Annotated in this window: 25 protein-coding genes; 8 read left to right on the top strand and 17 right to left on the bottom strand. The window is 39.4% G+C overall.

The window, feature by feature from the left end; translation table 11 throughout:
• Positions 1-9: 9 nt before the first annotated feature.
• Positions 10-2,607 (bottom strand): cation-translocating P-type ATPase, encoded by a 2,598-nt coding sequence (locus tag MHH44_RS01430; protein ID WP_008407484.1) that lies wholly within the window; start codon positions 2,605-2,607, stop codon positions 10-12.
• Between the two features lie 267 nt (positions 2,608-2,874).
• Between MHH44_RS01430 and MHH44_RS01425 the strand changes: the two genes are divergently transcribed.
• Complete coding sequence (locus MHH44_RS01425) at positions 2,875-3,195, top strand: helix-turn-helix domain-containing protein (protein WP_008409062.1); 321 nt, start codon at positions 2,875-2,877, stop codon at positions 3,193-3,195.
• An 8-nt stretch (positions 3,196-3,203) separates the two neighbouring features.
• Positions 3,204-4,067 carry an IS3 family transposase gene (locus MHH44_RS01420; RefSeq protein WP_340797581.1) on the top strand — a complete coding sequence of 288 codons (864 nt, stop codon included), beginning with the start codon at positions 3,204-3,206 and terminating at the stop codon, positions 4,065-4,067.
• 80 nt (positions 4,068-4,147) lie between these two features.
• On the opposite strand, the gene MHH44_RS01415 is transcribed toward MHH44_RS01420, so the two are convergent.
• Entirely contained in the window at positions 4,148-4,390 is a 243-nt protein-coding gene (locus tag MHH44_RS01415; protein ID WP_008407481.1) for a small acid-soluble spore protein Tlp, read from the bottom strand.
• 594 nt (positions 4,391-4,984) lie between these two features.
• Positions 4,985-6,316 (bottom strand): FAD-dependent oxidoreductase, encoded by a 1,332-nt coding sequence (locus MHH44_RS01410; protein WP_340797580.1) that lies wholly within the window; start codon positions 6,314-6,316, stop codon positions 4,985-4,987.
• 293 nt (positions 6,317-6,609) lie between these two features.
• On the opposite strand from MHH44_RS01410, the gene MHH44_RS01405 reads away from it, so the two are divergent.
• Positions 6,610-7,545, top strand: coding sequence for a Gfo/Idh/MocA family protein (locus tag MHH44_RS01405; protein WP_340797579.1), 936 nt, complete (start codon positions 6,610-6,612; stop codon positions 7,543-7,545).
• A 127-nt stretch (positions 7,546-7,672) separates the two neighbouring features.
• Entirely contained in the window at positions 7,673-9,304 is a 1,632-nt protein-coding gene (locus MHH44_RS01400; RefSeq protein WP_445683033.1) for a gamma-glutamyltransferase family protein, read from the top strand.
• 126 nt (positions 9,305-9,430) lie between these two features.
• On the opposite strand, the gene MHH44_RS01395 is transcribed toward MHH44_RS01400, so the two are convergent.
• A complete protein-coding gene (locus MHH44_RS01395) occupies positions 9,431-9,739 on the bottom strand; it encodes a DUF6509 family protein (protein ID WP_340797577.1) in 309 nt (102 codons plus the stop codon).
• Between the two features lie 133 nt (positions 9,740-9,872).
• Between MHH44_RS01395 and MHH44_RS01390 the strand changes: the two genes are divergently transcribed.
• Positions 9,873-11,048 (top strand): alanyl-tRNA editing protein, encoded by a 1,176-nt coding sequence (locus MHH44_RS01390; RefSeq protein ID WP_340797576.1) that lies wholly within the window; start codon positions 9,873-9,875, stop codon positions 11,046-11,048.
• Between the two features lie 190 nt (positions 11,049-11,238).
• Here the strand turns inward: MHH44_RS01390 and MHH44_RS01385 are convergent, their stop codons facing one another.
• The 13 genes from MHH44_RS01385 to MHH44_RS01325 form a co-directional block, all read right to left on the bottom strand.
• A complete protein-coding gene (locus MHH44_RS01385) occupies positions 11,239-11,595 on the bottom strand; it encodes a rhodanese-like domain-containing protein (protein WP_008407469.1) in 357 nt (118 codons plus the stop codon).
• A gap of 293 nt (positions 11,596-11,888) precedes the next feature.
• Entirely contained in the window at positions 11,889-12,707 is an 819-nt protein-coding gene (locus MHH44_RS01380) for a metallophosphoesterase (protein ID WP_340797575.1), read from the bottom strand.
• A 37-nt stretch (positions 12,708-12,744) separates the two neighbouring features.
• The gene (locus tag MHH44_RS01375) at positions 12,745-13,419 is read right to left on the bottom strand and encodes a glucose-6-phosphate isomerase (protein WP_340797574.1); all 675 of its coding nucleotides are present in this window, start codon (positions 13,417-13,419) and stop codon (positions 12,745-12,747) included.
• Entirely contained in the window at positions 13,416-14,129 is a 714-nt protein-coding gene (locus MHH44_RS01370; protein WP_340797573.1) for a silver transporter, read from the bottom strand. Before MHH44_RS01370 ends, MHH44_RS01375 begins: the two co-directional genes overlap by 4 nt.
• On the bottom strand, positions 14,095-14,982 hold the full coding sequence (locus tag MHH44_RS01365; RefSeq protein ID WP_340797572.1) for an ABC transporter ATP-binding protein: 888 nt from the start codon (positions 14,980-14,982) through the stop codon (positions 14,095-14,097). The genes MHH44_RS01370 and MHH44_RS01365 overlap by 35 nt, the downstream gene beginning before the upstream one ends.
• Positions 14,983-14,986: 4 nt before the next feature.
• Positions 14,987-15,358 carry a GntR family transcriptional regulator gene (locus MHH44_RS01360; RefSeq protein WP_008407460.1) on the bottom strand — a complete coding sequence of 124 codons (372 nt, stop codon included), beginning with the start codon at positions 15,356-15,358 and terminating at the stop codon, positions 14,987-14,989.
• A 485-nt stretch (positions 15,359-15,843) separates the two neighbouring features.
• Positions 15,844-16,248, bottom strand: coding sequence for a Na+/H+ antiporter subunit G (locus MHH44_RS01355; RefSeq protein WP_014825047.1), 405 nt, complete (start codon positions 16,246-16,248; stop codon positions 15,844-15,846).
• The gene (locus tag MHH44_RS01350; protein ID WP_008407457.1) at positions 16,226-16,510 is read right to left on the bottom strand and encodes a Na(+)/H(+) antiporter subunit F1; all 285 of its coding nucleotides are present in this window, start codon (positions 16,508-16,510) and stop codon (positions 16,226-16,228) included. The genes MHH44_RS01355 and MHH44_RS01350 overlap by 23 nt, the downstream gene beginning before the upstream one ends.
• Positions 16,507-16,989 carry a Na+/H+ antiporter subunit E gene (locus MHH44_RS01345; RefSeq protein WP_008407456.1) on the bottom strand — a complete coding sequence of 161 codons (483 nt, stop codon included), beginning with the start codon at positions 16,987-16,989 and terminating at the stop codon, positions 16,507-16,509. Before MHH44_RS01345 ends, MHH44_RS01350 begins: the two co-directional genes overlap by 4 nt.
• Positions 16,990-17,003: 14 nt before the next feature.
• Positions 17,004-18,488: a Na+/H+ antiporter subunit D gene (locus MHH44_RS01340; RefSeq protein WP_008407454.1), complete on the bottom strand. Its 1,485-nt coding sequence runs from the start codon at positions 18,486-18,488 to the stop codon at positions 17,004-17,006.
• A complete protein-coding gene (locus tag MHH44_RS01335) occupies positions 18,481-18,819 on the bottom strand; it encodes a Na(+)/H(+) antiporter subunit C (protein WP_008407452.1) in 339 nt (112 codons plus the stop codon). The genes MHH44_RS01340 and MHH44_RS01335 overlap by 8 nt, the downstream gene beginning before the upstream one ends.
• A 1-nt stretch (position 18,820) precedes the next feature.
• Positions 18,821-19,243, bottom strand: coding sequence for a Na(+)/H(+) antiporter subunit B (locus MHH44_RS01330; RefSeq protein ID WP_008407450.1), 423 nt, complete (start codon positions 19,241-19,243; stop codon positions 18,821-18,823).
• Positions 19,230-21,641, bottom strand: coding sequence for a Na+/H+ antiporter subunit A (locus MHH44_RS01325; RefSeq protein WP_008407449.1), 2,412 nt, complete (start codon positions 21,639-21,641; stop codon positions 19,230-19,232). The genes MHH44_RS01330 and MHH44_RS01325 overlap by 14 nt, the downstream gene beginning before the upstream one ends.
• Positions 21,642-21,974: 333 nt before the next feature.
• Here MHH44_RS01325 and MHH44_RS01320 point away from each other — a divergent pair, with 333 nt between their 5' ends.
• The 3 genes from MHH44_RS01320 to MHH44_RS01310 all read left to right on the top strand — a co-directional run bounded on the left by MHH44_RS01320 (position 21,975) and on the right by MHH44_RS01310 (position 24,260).
• On the top strand, positions 21,975-22,661 hold the full coding sequence (locus MHH44_RS01320) for a sensor protein KdpD (protein WP_008407446.1): 687 nt from the start codon (positions 21,975-21,977) through the stop codon (positions 22,659-22,661).
• A 68-nt stretch (positions 22,662-22,729) separates the two neighbouring features.
• Positions 22,730-23,434 carry a FadR/GntR family transcriptional regulator gene (locus MHH44_RS01315; RefSeq protein WP_340797571.1) on the top strand — a complete coding sequence of 235 codons (705 nt, stop codon included), beginning with the start codon at positions 22,730-22,732 and terminating at the stop codon, positions 23,432-23,434.
• Positions 23,435-23,543: 109 nt separating this feature from the next.
• Entirely contained in the window at positions 23,544-24,260 is a 717-nt protein-coding gene (locus tag MHH44_RS01310) for a (Fe-S)-binding protein (RefSeq protein WP_008407443.1), read from the top strand.
• Positions 24,261-24,282 lie beyond the last annotated feature (22 nt).

Here is a 24,282-nt window from a genome sequence, read left to right as displayed (position 1 = left end):
ATTTTCTATTTATGCCTTAGCAGGCCCGAAAAACAGTTTACGGACTTGGATAATAACTAATGGCACCAAAGATAACCCATAAATCATTAAATATTGGTTACTCGTCAAATTAGCAACCTCAAATAACCCGTTGATTAGTACAAAGTTCAGTATTGTAAACCCAAGTAAAAAGGCGATCCAAACTGCCAAATTTGAGAAAATTCCTATTTTAAAAATGGATTCTTCCGATCGGCAATTAAATCCATGCAGCAACCTTGATAAACATAATGTTGCAAACGCCATCGTTGTTGCGACTGCTGTATCGCCTGTTGATAAGCCCACTTGGAAGGCGATAATTGTGACTGCTGCAATAATCAGGCCTTCAAAACCTACTTGGGATACGAATTTTTTATTTAGGAGTGACTCATTTATGTGACGCGGTTTTTCCTTCATCAATTTCTTATTATGCGGTTCCAAACCAATCGCAATTGCTGGAAGACTATCCGTTAATAAGTTGATAAACAGCAGATGAATCGGCAGAAACGGCGCCGGCAAAGCGAAAAGCGTCGCATATAAAACAACGAAAATCGCCCCTGCATTCCCGGACAAAAGAAATTTAATTGCGTTTTTAATATTGGCATAAATACTTCGTCCGTTGGAAATCGATTTGACGATTGTTAAAAAGTTATCGTCGGTTAAAATCATTGCTGACGCATCTTTAGCCACTTCTGTTCCTGTTTTCCCCATTGCCACACCAATTTCAGCCTGTTTTAACGCCGGGGCGTCATTTACCCCATCCCCCGTCATTGCGACAACATGTCCCTTTTCTTGCCAAGCCTTTACAATACGGATTTTGTGCTCTGGAGATACACGAGCATAGACAGAGAAGCTTTCCACCTTATTTTTCAATTCCCGATCCGAAAGCTTTTCAATTTCCTTTCCTTCAATTGCTTCATCAGGACTTTTTAATATACCGAGCTGTTTCGCGATCGCAATTGCTGTAATTTTATGGTCCCCTGTAATCATGACAGGTTTAATTCCTGCTTCAATACAATCTGCAACTGCCTGTGCCGATTCATCGCGCGGAGGATCCATCATCGCGATTAGACCGACAAATGTTAAGCCTTGCTCGTCCTTTTCACTTATATGAGAAGAAAAGACATCTTTATACGTAATTGCAATTACGCGTAACCCGGCATTCGAAAATGCGGTATTCGCCTGATTAATCTTTTCTAGCTGCTCGTTTGTAATAATTGTACTGCTGCTTGAATCGACGCGACTAATACGGGGAAGAAGCTCGTCCACTGCCCCTTTAGTAATCATGACATTACGGTTCCCCATACGGTGAACAGTACTCATTAATTTTCGAGTAGAATCGAAAGGAATCTCTCCTACACGCGGATGAAGCCCGCGTATCAGTTGCTCACTCATTTCAAATTCATGTCCTAACTTTACAAGCGCAAGTTCTGTTGGATCTCCTATTGTTTTATCCCTTAGCATCATAGAATCATTGCAAAGAATCGCGAAATCGAGCAGTTTTTTATGATTCGGATTGGCCGGCTCCAGCTCGCTAGATGAGAAAAACTGCTCCCCCGTATAAATTTCCTGAACAGTCATCTTGTTTTGTGTCAGCGTCCCTGTTTTGTCTGTACAAATAATCGAAACACTTCCCAAACTTTCTACTGCAGGCAATTTGCGGATAATCGCATTTTCTTTTGCCATATTTTGAGTCCCTACTGCCAAAACAATCGTCACAATCGAACTTAACGCTTCAGGGATTGCCGCAACTGCCAATGAAACTGCAAACATAAAGGAATCAATCATCTCGCGCCCGCGAATAATATCCAGTGCGAAGATAATAATACAAATAAAGATAATTCCAATCGCAAGACGTTTCCCGAATTTATCAAGATTAACTTGCAAAGGAGTTTTTTTCTCTTTCGCATTATCGATCAGCTTAGCAATTTTTCCGATTTCAGTATTCATTCCAATCGAAGTAACAGCCACCGCTCCACGTCCATTTGTTACAAAGCTGCCGGAGTACACCATGTTTTTTCTGTCTCCCAGTGCAAGCTCTGTTTCATGAATAGTATTGGCTACTTTATCGACTGCCAAAGATTCGCCTGTTAACGAACTTTCATTTATTTGCAAACTGTAACTTTCAACTACTCGTCCATCCGCACTAATAGAATCGCCCGCTTCCAAAATGAGCAAGTCCCCTACAATTACATTTCTAGATGGGATTTCCAAAATCTCTCCATTGCGTTTTACTTTTGAAACGGGTGCCGACATTTCTTTTAAACTGTTCAATGATTTTTCAGCTCGTGCATGCTGAACGGTTCCCAGAATGGCATTTAATATTATGACAACTAAAATGACAATGGAACTGTCCATATCTCCAAGGAATATCGAAACAATTGCCGCAACAATTAAAATGAGTACTAAAAAATCCTGAAACTGCTCCAAGAAAACTTGAAAAATATTTTTCTGTTTTCCTTCTTTTAATTCGTTATATCCATACTTTTTCTGTCGGCCACGAACTTCGTAATCATTTAACCCATATTGCGTCACATCTAACTTTTTCATTACCTCTTGTACAGATGTTTGGTAATATTCTGTTACTTTCATTTTAAACCTCCTTTAAGTCATTTGAATGGTGCAAATAACTATTTTGAGCAATCCCATTTAAAATAGAATAACTCTCCCAAAACACTGTATGAGAGTTTCAGTATGAAAATGAAAACTTCACAACAAAAATCTCTTAAAAAATTTTGTTTTATACATAAAAAAACGTTAATCTAAAAATAAGATTTGATATTATCCCCTTTAAGTAGACAATGTTAAAAAACCTACAGTACGCTGTAGGTAAACATTTTACTTAAAGGGGATTTTTCTGTGTCGAGAAAAAATAGTATTTATTCAAACGAGTTGAAGTTAGAGATTGTACAAGCTTATTTAACAGGCAATGAAAGTATGCAAAAAATTGCGGATCGATATGAGATTCGTAATGTTTCTCAAGTAAAAGCTTGGGTGAAGAAATATAAAGAAGTCGGATCCATCGAAGCTTTTAATCGTATCGCATCTACAGGTTCTGGTGCGAAAGGTGAGAAGAATCCTTTAAAAGGAAAACGGGTCCACTTTAAAAATGTAGAAGAAGAACGTGATTACTATAAGGCACAGGTCGAATACTTAAAAAAGCAGTATCCAAATCTGTAAATGGAGGAATGCCTACTTATTCAGATCGTTATCAAATTATTGAAGAAATGAAAGATCGCTATCCCATTACATGGCTTACTAAAATGGCAAAATTGGAACGTTCAGGCTACTATAAGTGGCTTAAAAATGGCAAAGTATCGTTACGCAAACATAATGATATTGTTTTAAAGGAGCAAATTTTGGCAATTCATCAAACGCACAAAATGTATGGATATCCACGCATGAAAATCGCTTTACGAGACAAAGGCTTTCTTGTGAATCATAAGAAAGTCTATCGACTAATGAGTGAGTTGGGTATTCAATCGATTATCCGTAAAAAGCGTCGCGTATGGGGCAACCGTCTCTCACGTGTATTTGATAATGTGTTGGAGCGTCAATTTAAAGAACGTGTAGAAAATGAGGTGCTCGTAACAGATATTACGTATCTGCCAACGAAAAATGGATTTCTCTACTTGTCAGCTGTACAGGATTTATATAACAACGAAATTGTCGCTTGGCGTATTAGCAAGCGTAATGATTTAGAATTAGTCATGGATACCCTCCAGGAATTGACCGCAAAAAGAAATGTGTATCGAAGCATCATTCACTCAGATCAAGGCTACCAATACACATCCATAAAGTATCATCAAACAGTAGAGCAGCTTGGCATGATTGGCAGTCATTCTCGCAAAGGAAACTGCCATGACAACGCTTGTATTGAGTCCTTTTTCTCGCACTTTAAAAGCGAGTGCTTGTATCTGTTACATGATTATTCAGAGGAAACGGTAAGACAAGCTGTTGAGCAATATATCTACTTTTATAATTACCAGCGCTTCCAAAAACGACTCAACCATCTGGCACCGATAGAATATCGTCACCAGATGGCTGCTTAGTCTTTTTATAGGCTGTCTACTTGACAGGGGTAAGTCCAATTAACGTTTAAAAGGAGCTTTTTATTTATAAACTAAATATGCTATTTAAATGATTCTCTTCTAGCTTTGGCTGCTTTTCTTTCTTTAATTTGTTCTTCTAGTTCGGCAATGGCTGTTCTGCGACGCGCATTTTTCTCTTCAATATTTTCCAGTTCATCAGGAAGTGCAAACTCTTTACTAATTTCAGCTTCGTGTATATTTTCTTTTGTATTGTTAATCATTTTCCCTAAACTTATTGCATTTTCCGACCCTTTGTTAAACACTTCATGTCTGTTGTTTTTCATCACTATTCCTCCTTTTCGATGATAAATTTAGTTTGTTTTCCTTTACTTTATTTATTCCAACATAATTTTGCTTTATTTCGTCACAGATGTCATATTTTTGTTATACAAATACAATATAATAATAATAAAAAATGCATAAAACACCTTCAAAACCTTGATACAATAGGTTCTTTCATATAATTTGCTACTTTACATCTTAATTACATCTTTATTAAAATGACATTTTGCTAATAATTATGCGCTATAGTATGGATAAGTTCAAAACAAGTAGTTAGCCTTCATCATGATTCCACCTTTGCAGAAAATCACAGCTGCTAGCATGAGCGAACGCATAACTATACATAATTAATTTGAACAAATTTGACTAACACCTCTTTGCCGATTACGTCACAGCGTAATTGTATCCAAACGTTGGATATCCACCCGAGGTTTTAACTTCATTTAGCGAGTGTTTATAACACACACTTGAAACAATATAGACACTTCCTCCAGCCATCTTGCAACCTTTCATAGAGGTGGGAAGATGCTACTAAAAGAAGTTAAACACAAAAAAGCTCCAGCTATTTCCCAATAGTAGCTGGAGCTTTTGATATTTTATTCTTTTTTACCATAGCGTTTCGGTGCCTGCATAATGGCATCCCACACGCCGCTAAATGGCGGTGCATACGCTAAGTCCAAATTCAGTAGTTCCTCGAAGGTCATTTCATTGTATAGTGCTGTCGCAAATACATCGATGCGTTTATCGACGCCGTGCTTCCCGACAATTTGAAGACCCACAAGTTTGCGGCTATGTTGTTCAACGAGCATTCGTAGCTTCATCGGCTGGACATTCGGATAATAGCTCGCAATATCATTTACTTCCATTACATACGCTTCTACAAGTGCATTTAAACGATCTGCAGCTTCATTACTTAATCCTGTCATGCCGATGTGCAGGTCGAAAAACTTCAAAATGGATGTTCCGACAATACCGCGGAACTTCTGATTAAATCCGGCTATGTTCAACCCAGCAATTCGCCCCTGTTTATTTGCTGTAGTTCCAAGCGGTAAATAATCATCCTTTTGGTTTACGCGATTAAAATGAGAGGCACAGTCCCCAGCCGCATACACATTGGGAATCGAAGTCTCCATTTGCTCATTGACGATAAGTGCACCATTTTCCAGCTTGGCAAAACCTTGTGCAAACTGTGTATTTGGACGCACTCCTGTTGCGACGATAACGAGGTCTGTAGTATGCACACCACTATTTGTCCGAACAGCCTCCACAAATTCGGTTCCTACGTAGCCAATCGTATCTTCATTTAATAAAACTTCCACACCGTTTTTGATTGCTTCTTCATATATAAGTTCAGTCAGCTGCGTATCTAAAATCGACATTAAGTTGCTTCCACGTTGAATGAGACGTACATCGAGACCTCGCTCCCGTACTGTTTCGACAACTTCCAGACCAATATATCCTCCACCGATGACCGTTACGTGCTTCACATTCGGTAACTGTTCCATCAGTTCATTCATTTGCGGAATTGTTTTTACTGTATGAATCCCTTTTAAATGGGCATTTTCGATTTTCGGCATTGTCGGTGATGCCCCTGTGGCGATGAGCAGTTTATCGTATATAAATTCGAATGGCTCATTGCTGTTTACATCAATCCCACACACTTTTTGCAGTTTCGTATCAACTGCAGTCACTTCATGGAAAATGCGGGCATCAATTCCGTATTTCGAACGAAACTCTTCAACATCCCTTGCAATCAATTCTCCTGCATGAGGGACTTTTCCGTTAATTACGTAAGGCAATCCGCATTGTCCATACGAATAGACCTCTCCTTTTTCCAATACGACAACATGGGCGGACTTATTGTTACGCACGATTTCCATAGCCGCACTCATCCCCGCCGCGTCGCCGCCTATAATTACAACTTTCATAGCTGATCCACTCCTCAATACACTTTTCTCTTTCTTTATAAAATGCCACCGAAAATTATTTCTATTAATAGCATACCATTACTATTGTTTCGTAATCCTATGTATTCCCAAAATATGTTACACTAACTATCAGAAAAATCCCATATTTCTTTCGTCCGGCATACACCGGACGAAAGAAATAAAGCCTCCGGCTGATGTCATGGATTCGATAAGGACATCTTTGCGCCGGGGCGCAAAGCCGAATCTAGACGCAATTACGCCAAGGCATAATTGTAAAAAAAGGAGAATATTGAATGACTAAAACAACGATTGGCATTATCGGCACTGGTGTTGTCGGTGAACGCATTATTAACCAGGCACTGCAAAACGAACATTATGAAATTGCGGCAATTTTCGATACAAATGAAGCACGTACAGCGCAATTGGCATCTAAATATAATGTACCCACTACTAATGATTTACAAGCGTTATTAAATTTAAAACCGGACTGGGTGTACATCGGCACACCGCCTGTCAGTCATGCAACACTTGCCGCAGAAATTGCGAAACATGGATTACATATTTTATCGGAAAAACCGCTTGCCCATGATGCAGCAGACGGAGAAACAATGGTACGCATTGCAAATGAAGCAAATGTTCAAACAGCGATGCACTTTCCTTTAATGTACGGTGCAGCAGTCTATCAGCTAAAACAAGAGCTGGCAACAGGTATGGGCAATATTACACGTATTGAACTACATACGTATTTTCCTGAATGGCCTCGTAAATGGCAGCAAAATCCTTGGATTGCTTCACGTGAGCAAGGTGGCTTTATTCGGGAGATTTTCCCGCATTATTTGCAATTAACACATCATTTATTCGGTGATGTTGATATTTTGGCGCATGAAACTACTTACCCTGAAAATGAAGCACTTTGTGAAACTGGGGTATCTGCATTAGCAAAAACAGCAAGTGGTATTCCAATGGTCATGAACGGTCTTGCAGGTATTGGACAGGAAGAGCGCATCGACTTTAAAATTTTCGGTACAGAAAAAGTCGTAACATTGCGCAACTGGTCCGAAGTTTATATCAGCAAAGCATATGAACCGGAAGTGAAAATAACATCTGACGAAACTCCTGAAACAATGCTCGATGCATGCCGAAAAGTCCTTTTAGGAGAGGAAGCATTTGTCGTACCATTTGAGGAAGGCCTAAAAGTGCAGCGCTGGATTGATGAATTGCTGAAATAACAATTGGTATTATGGAGCTGTTTGGAAAGCGGATAACTTTCCAAACAGTTTTTATTTCGGATTCTGAAATATTTAAATTGTAAATACCCCTCTTGTATACTAAAATAATTTTAATATTCTTTTTATTATGTCATTAAAATTAAAAGGGGAATTATTTGTGGACTTTTTACATTATCCGTATCCAAGTAAGCGGAATACGGTCATCGCCAATCGAGGTATGGTCGCAACATCTCAGCCGCTCGCAGCACAGGCAGGACTGGATATTTTAAAAAAAGGCGGCAATGCAGTCGATGCAGCGATCGCAACAGCGGCGGCACTAACTGTCGTTGAGCCTACATCAAACGGAATAGGCGGCGATGCATTTGCGCTCGTCTGGATGAAGGATGAACTCTACGGGTTAAACGCTTCAGGACCTTCTCCTAAGTCGTTTTCCAAAAAAGCCTTAACCGAACGCGGACTTGATCAAATTCCGATGCATGGAGTTATTCCTGTTACTGTTCCAGGTGCTCCATCAGCATGGGCGGCCTTGTCAAAGCGGTTCGGGAAGCTGTCACTGAGTGAAGTATTAGCCCCTGCCATTTCGTATGCAGAAGAAGGATATCCGATTTCTGTAACGCTCGGACACTACTGGCAATCGGCCTATAAAAAGTATAAAAAGAATTTTACATCCGAAGAATTCCAGCACTGGTTTGAAACATTTTCCATTGATGGACGGATGCCGGAAATTGGTGAAGTGTGGAATTCACCAGCACATGGAGATACGTTGCGCAAAATCGCCAAAACAAATGGGGAGGCTTTCTATAAAGGCGAAATTGCAGACAAAATTGATGCTTTTATGAAAAAACATAACGGCTTTCTTACAAAGGACGATTTGGAAAGCTATGAATCGGAGTGGGTAAACCCGATAAAAGTGCATTACAAAGGCTATGATGTATGGGAAATCCCGCCGAATGGCCAGGGCATTGTTGCACAAATGGCGCTGAATATTTATCAGCATGCCGAATCGAAGTGGCATGATGCCGAGACACTACATAATCAAATCGAAGCGATGAAGCTTGCGTATACGGACGGTAAAGCATTTATCACAGAAACAATTGATATGCCGATAAATGTCGAAACACTATTATCTAAAACTTACGGAGAATCACGCTTTGCCGAAATAAGCAATACAGCACTCGAGCCAAAACCATTCGATATTCCAAAAGGCGGCACGGTGTATTTGGCAACAGCCGACGCAGATGGGAATATGGTATCGTACATCCAAAGTAACTATATGGGCTTCGGTTCAGGCGTGGTCATTCCGGAAACGGGTGTAGCACTTCAAAACCGCGGCTATGACTTTTCATTGGATGAAGCACATCCGAACTTCTTAAAGCCTGGAAAACGAACATTCAATACAATTATTCCAGGATTCTTGACGAAGGATAATGAAGCGGTCGGACCATTTGGTGTAATGGGGGGTTATATGCAGCCTCAAGGGCATTTCCAGGTCATTACATCCACAGTCGACTTCGCACTCAACCCGCAAGCAGCACTCGATATGCCGAGATGGCAATGGATCGGTGAAAAGCGCGTTGAAGTCGAGCCACACTTCCCTAATTATTTAGTGCAGGCATTGCAGCGGAAAGGGCACGACATTCGAGTTGCAGTCGACGGCGGCAGTTTTGGACGCGGCCAAATAATTTGGCGGGATCAGAAAACAGGCGTGTTATACGGTGGAACAGAGCCACGAACAGATGGCGCAATTGCCGCTTGGTAAAAGATATTCATACAACAAATCAGGCGTATCCCATTGAATTGGTTTTACGGGATTGGTTCAAGTCAGTTTAAAACGAAATATATAGACTAAAAAAAGGTAGCGAATGCGCTACCTTTTTTATGCAGATTATTCAGCTTCTGTTTCACTAGAATCAGCAGATAATTCCTCTTTGCAAAACGCCAAAATCATTGCTTCTTCGTCTTCTTCCAATGCAAAATCCAAAAACTCATTATTTGCTTTATCGATAATAAAATAGTTCACGATGCGTACGTTATCGTCAATTACCCCTACAATTACTCGAATTTCTAATCCTGCAGCGGAATACAGTTCATCTTCCTCATCCACTTCTACATCTAATAAAAACTCATAGCGTTTACCTTCAATAATCTTTGTCGGATCTAAAATTTCTTCTATTGAAAATTGCGTAATATTCATATTCATGCTCCTTCCGGGAAATGCTTCTATTTTATCATAAACGAAAATTGCCCCGCGTCAAATAACAATCATTATTTACACCGTGACAGCAACGTTTTCATATGACAAACTAGAAATTAAGGAGTGATGGACTTTGAAAAATCTATTATATTACAAAGATGCAATGATGAAGGAATTTACGGCACAGGTTGTGAAAACAGGCAAAGATGACACGGGAAACTTCATCGTATTAGACAATACGGCCTTTTATCCTACAGGTGGCGGACAACCCCATGATACCGGCTGGATTAATGATGTGGAAATTATCGATGTTGAGAAAATTAATGAGGAAATTCGTCATTATACGGCAGCCGATGTGTCGAATATTTCCGGGGAAATATCCGGGAAACTTCATTGGTCGCGCCGATTCGACCATATGCAACAACATGCGGGGCAACATATTTTAACAGCGGCCTTTGTTGAATTATTCGATATGGCGACAGTGAGCTTCCACCTAGGAACAGAGCTTGTCACCATCGATTTAAATGTTGGTGAAGTATCAGAAGATCAGCTGGCAGCAGTGGAAAAACGGGCTAACGAAATTATTTTGGAAAACCGACCTATTGAAACAAAGTGGGTAACAAAAGAAGAATTAGCTCAATATAACCTGCGGAAAGATGTAAAAGTCGACGAAGATATCCGTTTAGTCATTATCCCTGACTATGACTACAATGGCTGTGGCGGTACACACCCTACTTCTACCGGACAAGTAGGCTTATTGAAGATTTTAGCTACCGAGAAGATGAAGAAGCAGATTCGCATACATTTCGTATGCGGTAATCGCGTATTACAGCAGCTGGCAATGCGCAAACAGGTATTAAGCGATGTGGCACGTCAGTTGAGTGCATCGGAAGAAGAAGCAGCTAATGCGTTGCGCAAATTCACGAAAGCAGCAAAACAAACAGAGAAAAGTTTAACGGAAGCACAAGATACCCTTCTTGAATTCGAAGCAAAAGAACTGGCAAAAGAAACCGTTGCAGCCGCGACTTTCGAAAACCGTTCGATCCAAAGCCTGCAGAAGCTTGCCCGTTTTATTACACAGCAAAATGGTGAGGCAATTGCCCTGCTCGTTGCCAATAATGAAGACAAGCTACAATTTGTTGCGGCACGCGGAAGTGAGCAAACGAAATCGATGAAAGATATTTCTGCAGCTGCTTTACCGCTTATTAATGGTAAAGGCGGCGGCAATGATGCGCTTGTACAAGGTGGCGGTGAGAAGGCAATAACTGCAGAAGCATTGATTAAGGCAATGAAGGAAGCCGTTCAATAAAGTGAAATTTCAATCTGCGGAGGTTTTCCTCCACGGATTGTTAGTTGAACCAATCGGGCTTTTACGGGGAGAAGATCTCCCGCATCTCCCTTTGCCCTGCCTAAATATGAAGGCTGGATCTTACTAACCGTTAATGCGGGATAAAACGAAAGAAGAAGCGATAGAGGGTACCCTCTATCGCTTCTTCTTTTTATTCAGCACGCAGTCCATTCATCCCGCGACGAATGTTTGTTATATCGGTATAACCGAGCTTTACGAGTTCCTTGCACGCTTTATTACTGCGTGCACCGCTTTGACAAATGACAACAATTGGTCGATCTTTCGGCAAATCTCCTAAATACGTTCCAAGCGGACGATTAATAAACTGAGGAATATGAGCCTCTTTATATTCTTTTTCCGTACGGACATCCACAAATACATATTTCTTATCATCCAGTAAAGGCTGCAGTTCTTTTGTCGTCATATATTTCACACCTTTTTTCGGCATAAAACGCACGATCATTACAATGATTCCCACCATTGCAAGTAGTGTAATAATCCCTTCCATTTGCATACTCCTAAGATCTGTTTTCACTTATTTTACGATAATCTGCATAAGCTTACGAATATTTTGCGCTTTAAGAACGGGAATGCCGTCCTTTATTGAAGGTTTGGAAATATATTAGAACTTTTTGCAGATTATTAGAACAAGGGAATACTTTATTTGAAAAGTTCACCAGGTTATTAGAAGAACAAGGGCCTATTTTAGAACTTCTTAATAATTTATTAGAACACTCACATTATATTAGAACTTATTCGACTTTATTAGAAAACCTGCAGCATATATTAGAAAACTACTAATTAGTCTTTCCTTCTCAACTCAACCACGTAAATTTCAGGCAGATTAAAGATTCGGTAAGGAAACAGGCTGTTCCCCAACCCCCTATTTACTATCATTTCCGTGTCCTGCTGTTCATAAATACCTGCTGTGTATGTTGGCATGAAACCTTGAGTTGGCGCAAAAAGTCCGCCGATAAATGGCAGACGAATTTGACCACCATGTGCATGCCCTGTTAACACTAGGTCAATGTCCTTTTCAACATATGTTTCAAACACCTCAGGACGGTGTGACAATAGCACTTTAAATGCATCCGGATTCATATTGTACAGGGCTTCATCGATCGACAGTCCCACTTCTTTCCCCATTAACGGGTCCTCAATACCCGCAATGACAATGTGCTCTCCATTGCGCTCCAACTGTACCGCGTCATTCGGTAACACATGGACGCCCAGCTCATTTAAAGCCGCATAAATTTCATCTGTTAAATTCAATGCAACTTCGTGGTTGCCCAGAACATAGTAAACATCCGCAATATCGACTAACTGACGCACAGCCTGCAAGCTGTTTTCCAAGTCATAGCGGCGACTATCAACTAAATCACCCGTTATGAAAATAGCATCCGGTTTGGTAGCCCGCACTTTTTTCACTAATCGCGATTGATTTTCCCCAAATGTCGCATCATGCAGATCGGTTACTTGGGCAATCCGGTAGCCATCAAAGCTCTCCGGAATTTTCTCTGATTCATGTACATAATCGGTTGTGACAAGCCAATTATTATTTATATATAAAAATAGATAGACAACACCTATAAAAAGGATTAATTTCAATAACTTTTTCAATTTATTCGCTCAATTCATTGTGAGTTTTAAGCAGCGACTAATACCACCCATCTTTATCAATAATATTGAACTGTTTCGGAACATTCAAGTGTAAAATCCGTTTACCAATTAATTCGTTGAGTGGATTATTGTAGCTTTCGTACTCAGTAGAGTTTAAAAGTTCCATAGATAAACGCATTGATTTCGCTGTTATTTTCGTTTCGGTCTCTATAATGTATAGTTTATTGTCATCCCACTCGATTTTTGGTGCTTTAACATATGGCGAAATATAAACACGATTCAAATAAAGCGGTGTTTCGTAATAAGAAGCCTCTATTTTATTTTCGGCTGAATCCGTCCATGAAATAACGACCGGTAAGTAATAGCTGGTTTCATTACGTATGATTTCAATATTTTCTTCTTTCGCTTCAAATGTTTCCGTAAATTTTAAATGCTCTTCCTTTAAGCTTTCAAACCGGCGATTTTTTAAATCTTTCTCCAGCTGTTCGGTTTCCTCCATTTGCTCCTTTAAAACCTTATCTGAAGCTATCTTTTCCACATTGCCCGACACAAACAGCAAATATATAAACGCCATAATTCCACAACTAAAGTAAACAGCCGCAAACCAAAACGTACGCTTCGGCTTCCAGATTCGTATTTTTGTAATTAACAGGCTAGTAAAAATCATAACTATACCTAGTATTAGAACAAGAAACATAACCCCACCTATCATTGGCGTGTCACCTCCCTTTTTCGACGGATCAACGCAATTAGAAGCCATAAAATTACGACATAAACAGCACTTCTCCCAATAATTTGCATTGTTCCATCACCAAAAACAAATTGCCATGTATCAAATGTATATTGACGAATTAGTAAGAACATACCGACAGCGAGTATGATAAAAGCAATCTTTGAGAAATTGAACACGGCATGCAAAAAATAGCCGACTGATGCAGCGAGTAATGTACAAACAATAAAACCGATAATTGCAATAAATGAAATATTAGAGTCGTAATACAAACTCTGATCTCCTGTACTCAACAGATTGATTAAAACGGAAATCGTTAAAGTACTAACCGCTGCTGCAAGTGTAAAAACACATAATACTATAAGGAATATTCCGGTTGATACAACTTCCGTCAGATTTGTCGTGACAATCGAGTAGTTTTGCCGGGAAAGCTGCTTTGAAGCGAGCATCCATCCTAAAATCAGCATTAGCATGATTGTATAGATAAAAAATCCGTCCAGAGAATAGAATCGCTCCTCATAATTAACAAAGCTGACGCCTCTTCCTACAGAGCCGCTCATACCACCTGAAAGTAACCCCATTAAAATATATACAATCAGCACCGTACTGAACATTGAACTGTACGCCTTACATTTCCACTTCACCTGCTCATAAATATTACGCATTGGACTTACTGTTACGATAGATGTCATCAACGGAACCCCCTTTCGATGTCGTCAACACTTTACATACATCACTTGCCGATAGATTTTGCATTCTTACTCCTTCAGGTAATGGGAACTCACTGTTTTTAACAATTGCTTCGAAAATTGGGCCGTTTTCATATGTCGCAAGCACTTCATACGCTTTTAATGGCGGCTCCACATTCTCTTTTTGCCCTACTAGCTTGACCGCAAGCTGCTGCACTTCTTCAACAGATGAGAATAACTCCACTTTCCCTTCATGCAACAGTAAAATGTCTTCGATTAAATGCTCCATTTCATTTAAATAATGGCTGGAAATGATCATTATACGTGGATATGCCAGGAAGTCCTTTAAAATAACCCGGTACATATCATCACGGATTGTCTCGTCCATGCCGTTCATTGGCTCATCCAGCAAAGTAATCGCACAGCGGCTAGCAATGCCGTAAATTAAATTGAACACCGCTTTTTGACCCTTTGAAAGATAGTGGTGGTGATTTTTGTCGGATATGCGGCTAAACTTCAATAGTTCAAACGCTAAATCCGTTGCAAAGTTTTTATAGAATTTTTCACCCGACTTCAAAATTTCCTCTAAATTCATCACAGAAGGAAATGTCATTCCATCTTCGATAAATATCGTATTCGCGGCAACCGTTAAGTTTTGAAATGGTCTTTTACCAATAACTTCTGTTTTCCCAGCCGATGTTTTTACATGACCTGCCAGTATTTTCAGCAATGTCGACTTGCCAACACCATTGCGCCCAATCAGCCCAATAATTTTCGGCTCTGTAATTTCAAAAGACAACTGTGTCAAAATCGTTTTCCTGCCGTATCGTTTTTCCACTTGTTCGCATACAATCATTCGCTCACCCCTCCTTTTGAATATGTTTGATCAACTCAATCAAATCTTCATCCATCACGCCTAAACGTTTTGCCTCTTCTACGATTTCCTTTGCCATCTTCGTCAATGTATCACTTCGTCTTGTTGTTAAAATACGATATTTTGCATCCCCGACCACAAACATTCCAAGCCCTCTCTTTTTATATAGAATTTCTTTTTCAACTAAAATTGTCAGGCCTTTTCCGGCAGTTGCCGGATTAATATTAAAAATTTCAGCAAGCTGATATTGGGAATAAACTTTCCCTTCCGGTAGCAGCCGATCGGCCAATATCTCATTTTCGATCCATTCCGCTACTTGCATATAAATAGGCATTGTACTTTGTGTATTAAAAATCAAAGGGATCCTCCTTTCAAAGTTATCCAGTACATTAGTGTTGTAATGTACTATATAAAAAACGAGCTTATTTGTCAATAAATCGAGAAATATTATCCACATATACTATTTATCCACAAAGTTATACACATTAACGTCAATTATCCACAATTTAATCACGATTTTTCAACAGGTTGCAATCAACTTATCCACATATCAATATCTTGAAATTCTATTTTAGAACAAGATATTAAAAAAATATTCGAATATATATTCATTTGTTCTATAAAATGTCACATTTTTCTACAATAAACGTAGCCATTTCATATAAAAAAGGGATAATTTTAACTTTACGTATTAATCTTTCGCAAAAAATATTAAACCGCTCCTTTTCTATTGATATTTACAAAACTTTATCTACAAGTTATCCACACCTCTTTCTTTTTTATCCACTAAAAAAAGCATTCTAAAAGTGACATGCCATCACTTTTAAAATGCTTTTCCATTCATTATTTAATTTCTTTCAATGTAGCTTCTACTTCTTCTTTCACTTGCAAATTTTCTTCGCCAAACAAGATTTCATTTAATGCATCGTCTCCAGAACCTTCAGCTAGCGGTACGCGTGAACGATATGCCGCGCGACAGACTAAATGCCCGGAAACTGGTGCTGTAATAAATACGAAGATAATCCCTAAAATGAGGCGAATACTCACATAGCCATCATGGATCCAAAAGTAAATGAACCCACCGAACAAACAAAGCAATACAGAGAGTGTCGCACTTTTCGTTGCAGCGTGTGAGCGTGTGTACACATCTGGTAAACGGATCATGCCGAATGCGCTAATGACACTCACAATTGCTCCTAACAAAATCAGAAGTGCCGCCATTAATTCAATCAGCTGATTTACGTTCAACAATGACACCTCTTTCGATATATTTCGAGAATGCAATCGTTCCGATAAATGCTAAAATCCCTAATATTAAAATGGCTTCTAAAAATGCCTTTGTTTTTAAAACAATTGACACGATGGCGATCGCAGAAATTAAATTAACACCAATTGTATCAAGAGCGATTGCACGGTCAGGCAGTGACGGCCCCTTTATCACACGAAATAAGGATAGACCGATTGCCACCATAAATAGAACAAGTGCCGCCTTAAGAATCAAATCGATCATTGTGTCACCTCCAAAATGGCACGTTCAAACTTGCCGATTGAACGGAGTACCGTTTCTTTCGATTCTTCTATATCCATCGCGTGAATATAAAACGTACTGTTATCTTCTGAGACTTCCATTACAACAGAACCCGGAGTTAACGTTAATAACAGGGCCAATGTCGTTACTTGGTAGTCTCCTTCTAATTTTGTTTCATAAGTGAAAATACCTGGTGTAAAATTCATCTGTGGATCTAGCACTTGTTTTAATACAGAAACACTTGATGAAAGCAGCTCTCGAATAAATATTAGGATGAGCTTAATAATCTTTAATACACGACGCAAGTAAAACTGTGTTCCGAAAAATCGGTGCATAGCATATAAAATCAATGTTCCGACTAAAAATCCTGACATAAATGTCGTAAAGTCTGCAGTTGGATCATCCTTTAACAAAAACCAAAGCGCCGCAATAAATAAATTAATAATAAATTGACCTAACAAGTGCTCACCCTCCTTTATTTATTCGTATTTAAAACCGCATCAATGTAAACAGCAGGGTTTGATAATGTGTATGCTGCATCATTAACATAGACCGCCAGTCCTTCTGCGCCAACTCCCAAGCCAACGATACAAATCGTCAATAGTATGAACGATACCATCGCACCACGTGGCATCCGAATTTTGTCCTCTTCATTAATCGATGTTTCTCCAAAAAATGAAGCAAGGAAAATACGCAATAATGAATAGAGTACGATGATACTCGAGCCAAATGCCAATGCCAATAAAATATAGGCCTCTGCTTCAACAGCACCTTGGCCGATCAATACTTTCCCGATAAATCCGCTTAACGGCGGAATTCCGACAAGTGCACACATCATAATAAAGAACAGCCAGCCGAATAATGGATAAATTCGAATTAAACCATTCATATTTTTTACGACAATTTCCCCTGTTAATAGCACCATTGTTCCAATAAGTAAAAACAGTAACGCCTTACCAAGCATGTCATGGATTAAATAATAGACCGCTCCTGCCATTGCGGATTCTGTTCCAATCGCAAGTGCCACCAGTATAAAGCCAACACTAATGATGACGTTATACGTAGCAATTGTCCGAACATCTCGTCCGGAAAATGCGCCCATACACCCCGCTATAATCGTCAGCCCTGCCATCACACCGATGGCCGTATGCGTAATTTCCGGCTGTAACGGGAACATGAGCGTGAACGTACGGAACAATGCATACATGCCGACTTTTGTTAACAATGCCGCAAATAATGCCTGTACTGCTGTTGGCGGCACACTGTATGAACCAGGCAGCCAAAAGAACAGCAGCAAGCCTCCTTTTAAAGCAAAAACAATTAGGAAAACAAGTGCGACAACCGTTAATAACGGGTCTTGGCCGGCTTCTGCAACACGCTGTGCAATATGCGCCATATTAAGCGTCTTTAGCGTTCCATACAAGAATGCCAGTGCAACGAGGAAAATCCAGGATGCGACAACATTAATGAGCACATACTTGATTGACTCGCGCAGCTGTATCTTTCCTCCGCCAAGAGCAACAAGGACGTATGACGCAAGAAGCATTACTTCAAAACAAACGAATAAATTGAAAATATCGCCTGTTAAAAACGATCCGTTTACACCTGCTAGTAAGAATAATACAAACGGATAGAAGTACATTTTTTCATGACGCTCGCCGATTGTGGAAAAGGCATAAATTAAACAGAACATCGTCACAAGACTTGCCGTTAAAACAAGGAGTACCGAAAATGAATCGGCAACAAATAAAATACCGAACGGCGGTGCCCAGCCACTAAAGTCTATACGCATAATACCTTCTGTCTGAATAAGCTGCAGCAGGACAACAGAAGTCCCCACTACGAAAATCATTGTTACTAAACTTACTACCCGCTGAAGTTTTATATTATTATTTAAAAATACTAACAATGCGGCCGTTATAATCGGCACGATCATTGGTAAAACAATTATATTATTCATCTGATGACCCTCCAAGTTCCCCTAGATCATCGGTTCCGTTCATTAAATACATTCGATAAGCCAGTACGAGTAAAAAGGCCGTAACAGCAAAACTAATAACGATTGCTGTTAAAATCAATGCTTGAGGCAAAGCGTCGGTATATGGTGCAGCCGCCTGACCTAATAGCGGCACACTCCCTTTTTTTAACCCGCCGACCGTCAATAACAATAAATGAACGGCATGAGATAAAATGGCGGTGCCGACAATCACGCGTATGACACTACGAGAGAGGATTAAATAAGTAGCGACTGCGACTAGAATGCCGACAAGTACAATCATTAATGATTCCATACTAATCATCCTCACTTATATTTAAAATAATCGTTACGAGTGTACCGACAACCGTCATTGCGACACCTGCTTCAAAAATCGTAACAGTCGACAAATGCTTTTCTCCTACCAACGGGAGATTATAATAGCCAGCTGTCTGTGTTAAAAAAGGTACGTCAAAGAAAATCGAGGCAATTGCCGAACCTGTCGCCAGCAATACACCGATTGCCGCCACTTTTTTAAAATCGAACGGCATTCCTTTATGCACCGTTTCAATATCGTACGTCAAATACAACAGGACAATCCCCGAGCCAAGCACTAATCCGCCGATAAATCCGCCGCCCGGAGCATTATGCCCTGCAAAAAATAAATACATACCAAGCGTAAAGACGATGAATACAACGCCTCGTACGACTGATTTTAAAATAACATCATTTACTTTCAACGTCTGCATCCCCCTTTTTCGCCTTAAGCTTAATAAGTGTGTAGACGCCAAGACCTGCAATGAAAAGTACAACTACTTCAAGCATCGTATCAAATGCACGGAAATCGCCTAAAATCGTATTGACGATATTTTTTCCACCTGCCAGATCATACGAGTCCTCAAAGAATTTCGAGATTGGTTCAAAACGATCGTAATTCATTACCGCTAATCCAATCAGTGTCACAGTTGCACCGACCGCAATAGAAATTGTTACCTTCGCAAAACGCCAGCTTTTCGAAATATACTCATTTTTAAGCTTCGGTAAATATTTAAATGATAGTAAGAACAGTGCTGTTGTAACCGATTCAACGACAAGCTGCGTCAGCGCCAAATCAGGAGCTCTAAATACTACGAAGAAAAAGGCAACAGAATACCCGAGTACTCCATTCAACAGCACGACTGTAATACGCTGCTTTGCAAAAATAATCGCAATTGCAGCCGCAATCATAACGAATACAAGAACTAATTCATATGGCTCAATCACCGAGTCTTTCGAAGGATTCCAGCTGAATACGTCCGCATAAATCATATACCCTGCCAGTAGCGTTACAAAAAATACATAGATATAAACGAAATAATACGTTAAATTACCGTTCATATAACGGTTTGTTACACGTCCTGATACACTCTCACTTGAATTAATCACACGTTCATAAATCGCATTTAGCGTAAAGCTTTGCGGTATCCACAGATAGACAGGACGCCATTTTTTTAATGTACGGTATAAGAAAACCCCTACAACAATGACACCAAACGTCATAATAAGTTCCGTATTTATATAACCATGCCATGCTGCGATATGAGGCGTCATTTCCTCTACAGATGGGAACATTGGGTAAATGCTTGCCATCGCCGGACTTAAAATATAATGTCCCAAAACATTCGGGAATATAAAAATTCCAATCACGAAGGCAACTAAAATAAATGGTGAAATTAACATACCAAACGGCGCTTCATGTGGCGGCTTTTCCAAACGATCCGGCTGTATTTTCCCGAAGAATGTACGCATGACGATAATGACACAGTAAATAAACGTAAATACACTGGCCACCCAAGCGATAATCGGGAATAAAAGACCGATGCTATCAAGTGAGAAAATATCAAGCTGTGTAATTTTTAATGTAGCTGTAAAGAACATTTCCTTACTTAAAAAGCCATTGAATGGTGGTAACCCTGCCATTGAGGCACTTCCGATTACGGCAATCGTGAATGTAAACGGCATTAACGACATCAATCCGCCTAATCGACGAATATCGCGTGTTCCTACTTCATGGTCGACTATTCCGACCATCATAAAGAGCGCGCCTTTAAATGTCGAGTGGTTGATTAAATGGAATAATGCAGCAAATGTAGCCTGCGTATAAATTACCGACTGTGTTGAATAACCAAAATGCAGTGCTGCTGAACCAAGACCGAATAAAGACATAATCAGTCCAAGCTGACTAATTGTGGAGTATGCTAGCAATGCCTTTAAATCATACTGGCGGACCGCATTGAAGGAGCCCCAGAATAATGTAAGAAGACCTACCCCGCTCACTGCCCAAAACCATACCTCGTGCCCGCCAAAAATCGGTGTTGTACGAGCTACTAAGTAAATACCCGCTTTTACCATCGTTGCAGAGTGTAAATAAGCGGAAACAGGTGTCGGTGCCTCCATTGCATCCGGCAACCAAATATGGAACGGGAACTGTGCCGACTTCGTAAACGCACCTAAAAGTACAAGACACATTGCCGGTACAAAATAAACGCTCGATTGAACGACATCCAAATTCGCAATAATTTCGCGAATACTAAACGTTCCCGATGCAACATATAACATTAAAAAACCAGCGAGCATCGCAACACCACCAGAAACCGTAATGGTCATTGCTTTTCGTGCGCCTGCACGAGATGCTTTACGATGATGCCAAAATGCGATTAATAGGAATGACGATACACTCGTTAATTCCCAAAATACATAAAGCACCATTAAGTTATCTGAAAAGACGACGCCTAACATCGCGCCCATAAATAATAGTAAGTAGCAATAGAAATGGTGTAATGATTCTTTCGTTGATAAATAGAAAATTGAGTAAAGTATTACTAAACTGCCTACCCCAGTAATGAGTAAGCTAAAAATCATACTCAAGCCGTCTAAATAAGTAGTAATATTAATACCGAAAGTGGGGATCCACTCAAATGTCCTAATGAATACTTCACCATTGGCAATTCGAGGGATATATGTAGCTAAAAGCGAAAATAAAGCAACAGGAACAAGTAAAACGAACCAACCTAAATGGATATTCTTAAATTTCCTGTATATTAATGGGATTAATGCTGCAGCAAGAAATGGGAGCATAATCGAAAAAGCAACAACCAAAAGCGATAACCTCCTAACCGAGTGAGCCAATAAAAATATGTAAAGTTCGGCATTCGAACAATCACACTTGACTATCTATATAACTATCTTCATAATAATGTGGCATATGGGGAATATATTTTCCAACAACAGTAATTTAATAAAAATTACAAAAGCAAAAATATAACATAAAATTTACTGAATATAAATATGCATCATAGAAATAAGTATACAATAATGATGAGTGCATTGCACTGTAATAGCCTTCGTTTTATCTCAATTATGCTTAGTTTCTCAAAATATATTCGGATTTAATTCATTATTATAGGATAAGAAAAAGAGGTGCGAACTAAAATGAAACATGTTAAAGGCCGATTAGACGAAAGTATTTTGGTTTGTGTATATTACGGACAAAATGGTGAGCGTTTAATTCGCCGAGGACACAAGCTTGCTACATTACTTGACTGCCCATTATATGTGTTGACTGTTGATTCAAAGCCAATTGATGCATTTGATGCGGAAAAATCCGGCTATATCGAGCAGTGGAAAGAACTGACAGATGAGTTGGAAGTAGAACAGTTTATTATTAAGGATAATGAAAAGCGTCCATTCCATAAAGTCATTACAGAAATTGCAATGGACTTTAACATTACCCAAATCATCGTGGGTCAGAGTGCCCAAAGCCGCTGGGAGGAAATCACAAAAGGTTCCTTCTTGAATGTTCTCTTAAAAGAAGTACCATTCGTCGATTTTCATATAGTATCGGTAAAGCGTCCTTCCGAGGATGAACTGATCGATGTTTACGAAAAAGGTGTACGTGCTTATATAATCCAGGAAAATGATTATTATAAAGTCGTGTTTACATGCCCTAAAATTATTGCTCTGGAAGGGATTTTCTTTAAGGAGATCGGGACAGACTTCGATAATGGTATATTCAAGTTTAATTATAATGGGAAACTTTTAGAGGCTGATATAACAGAAGGTACTGTTAACAACCCTGAAATTCTTCCTAAAGATCGCTTTACATCATTAAAACCTTAATACGAAAGCTGTTTCCAAGTTATTGGAGCAGCTTTTTTTAGAATTTGCGAATAGGAAGGATTAATAATATGAAATTTGAAGTACCAAAAACAAAAAAACTATATGAACAAATAGCCGCTATTATAGAACAAAAAATTACGAACGGGGATATTTCACCTGGCGATAAACTGGATTCTGTTGAACAGCTTGCAAAAAACTTTGAAGTTGGCCGCTCTGCTATTCGTGAAGCCTTAACAGCTCTTCAGGCTCGCGGTATTATCGAAATCCGCCAAGGAGAAGGAACTTATATCCGCAAAGTAACGGCCCAGGATATTTCATTGAACATTCCTACATATGCCTCCTTTTCACAGCAAGATTTACAACAAATATTTGAAGTACGAAAAATTCTAGAATTAGGTTTAATTGAAAATGCCGCAAAGCGCAGAACGGCTCGCCACCTTGAACAATTAAAAGAAGCGCTCATCAAAATGAACGATGCCTTGATCGATCCTGATACAAGCAGTAACGCCGATATGCGCTTTCATGCAATCATCGCTGAAGCAGCGGACAACCCTTTACTCGTTTCGATGCTACAAAGTGTTTCAAAGCCGATTGCACGCCAAATCCAGCATACCCGTTCCATTTTATCCACTACAGATCATGCGGCTTTATACAATTTGCATGAGGAACATACCGCTATTTATAGCGCTTTAGTAAATGCAGATGATGTACAAGCTAAACAAGCGATGGCAAAACATCTTGAAACAGTCGAATCATTACTTTTCGACAAATAATGTTTTAATTCAATATAATTCTCTTTAAATACTAATTTACAAAGTCATCAGATGACCTGTTGACTTAATTATCAGAAAGTTGTAAATTTAATGGAACAGGGGGGATTGGATGAATGTATCATTATTCGCTACATGTTTAGTCGATATGGTTCAAAGTAATATCGGGAAAAACACGGTTGAGTTGTTGGAACGCTTAGGTTGTACAGTAAGCTTTCCAAAAGGCCAAACTTGTTGCGGTCAACCAGCCTATAATAGTGGCTATGTAAAAGCCTCTAAAGAAACGATGAAAAATACAATTCAAGTATTTGAAGACGCAGAAGTCATCGTCTGTCCATCAGGTTCTTGTGCTTACATGCTAAAAGAATATGTTCATATTTTTAAAGATGAGCCGCTTTGGCATGAAAAAGCACAACGAATCGCAGACAAAACATATGAACTGACACAATTTATTGTCGATGTACTTAAAATTGAAAATGTCGGAGCAAAACTAAACGGAACGGCTACTTATCACCCTTCCTGTCATATGACGCGCTTATTGAAAGTACAGAAAGCTCCCCTCACATTGCTCCAGCATGTAGAAGGCCTTGAATTGCTGGAAATGCCTTTAAAAGAAAATTGCTGCGGTTTTGGCGGGACATTTTCTATTAAAATGGGCCAAATATCTGAACAAATGGTAGATGAAAAGATTGCTTCTGCTGAGCAGATTGCTGTCCACTACTTAATCGGGGCTGATGCAGGCTGTCTTATGAATATCGGCGGACGGATTGACCGGAAAAACATTGACATTAAAACAATGCATATCGCAGAAATATTGAATAGCCGTTAATAGAGAGGAGGATGTGTATCAA

This window comes from Solibacillus sp. FSL K6-1126 (assembly GCF_038003445.1).
GTDB classification, from domain to species: domain Bacteria; phylum Bacillota; class Bacilli; order Bacillales_A; family Planococcaceae; genus Solibacillus; species Solibacillus silvestris.
The sequence above is the reverse complement of the archived record's forward strand: the minus strand, read 5'-3'. Positions and strand labels throughout refer to the sequence as shown.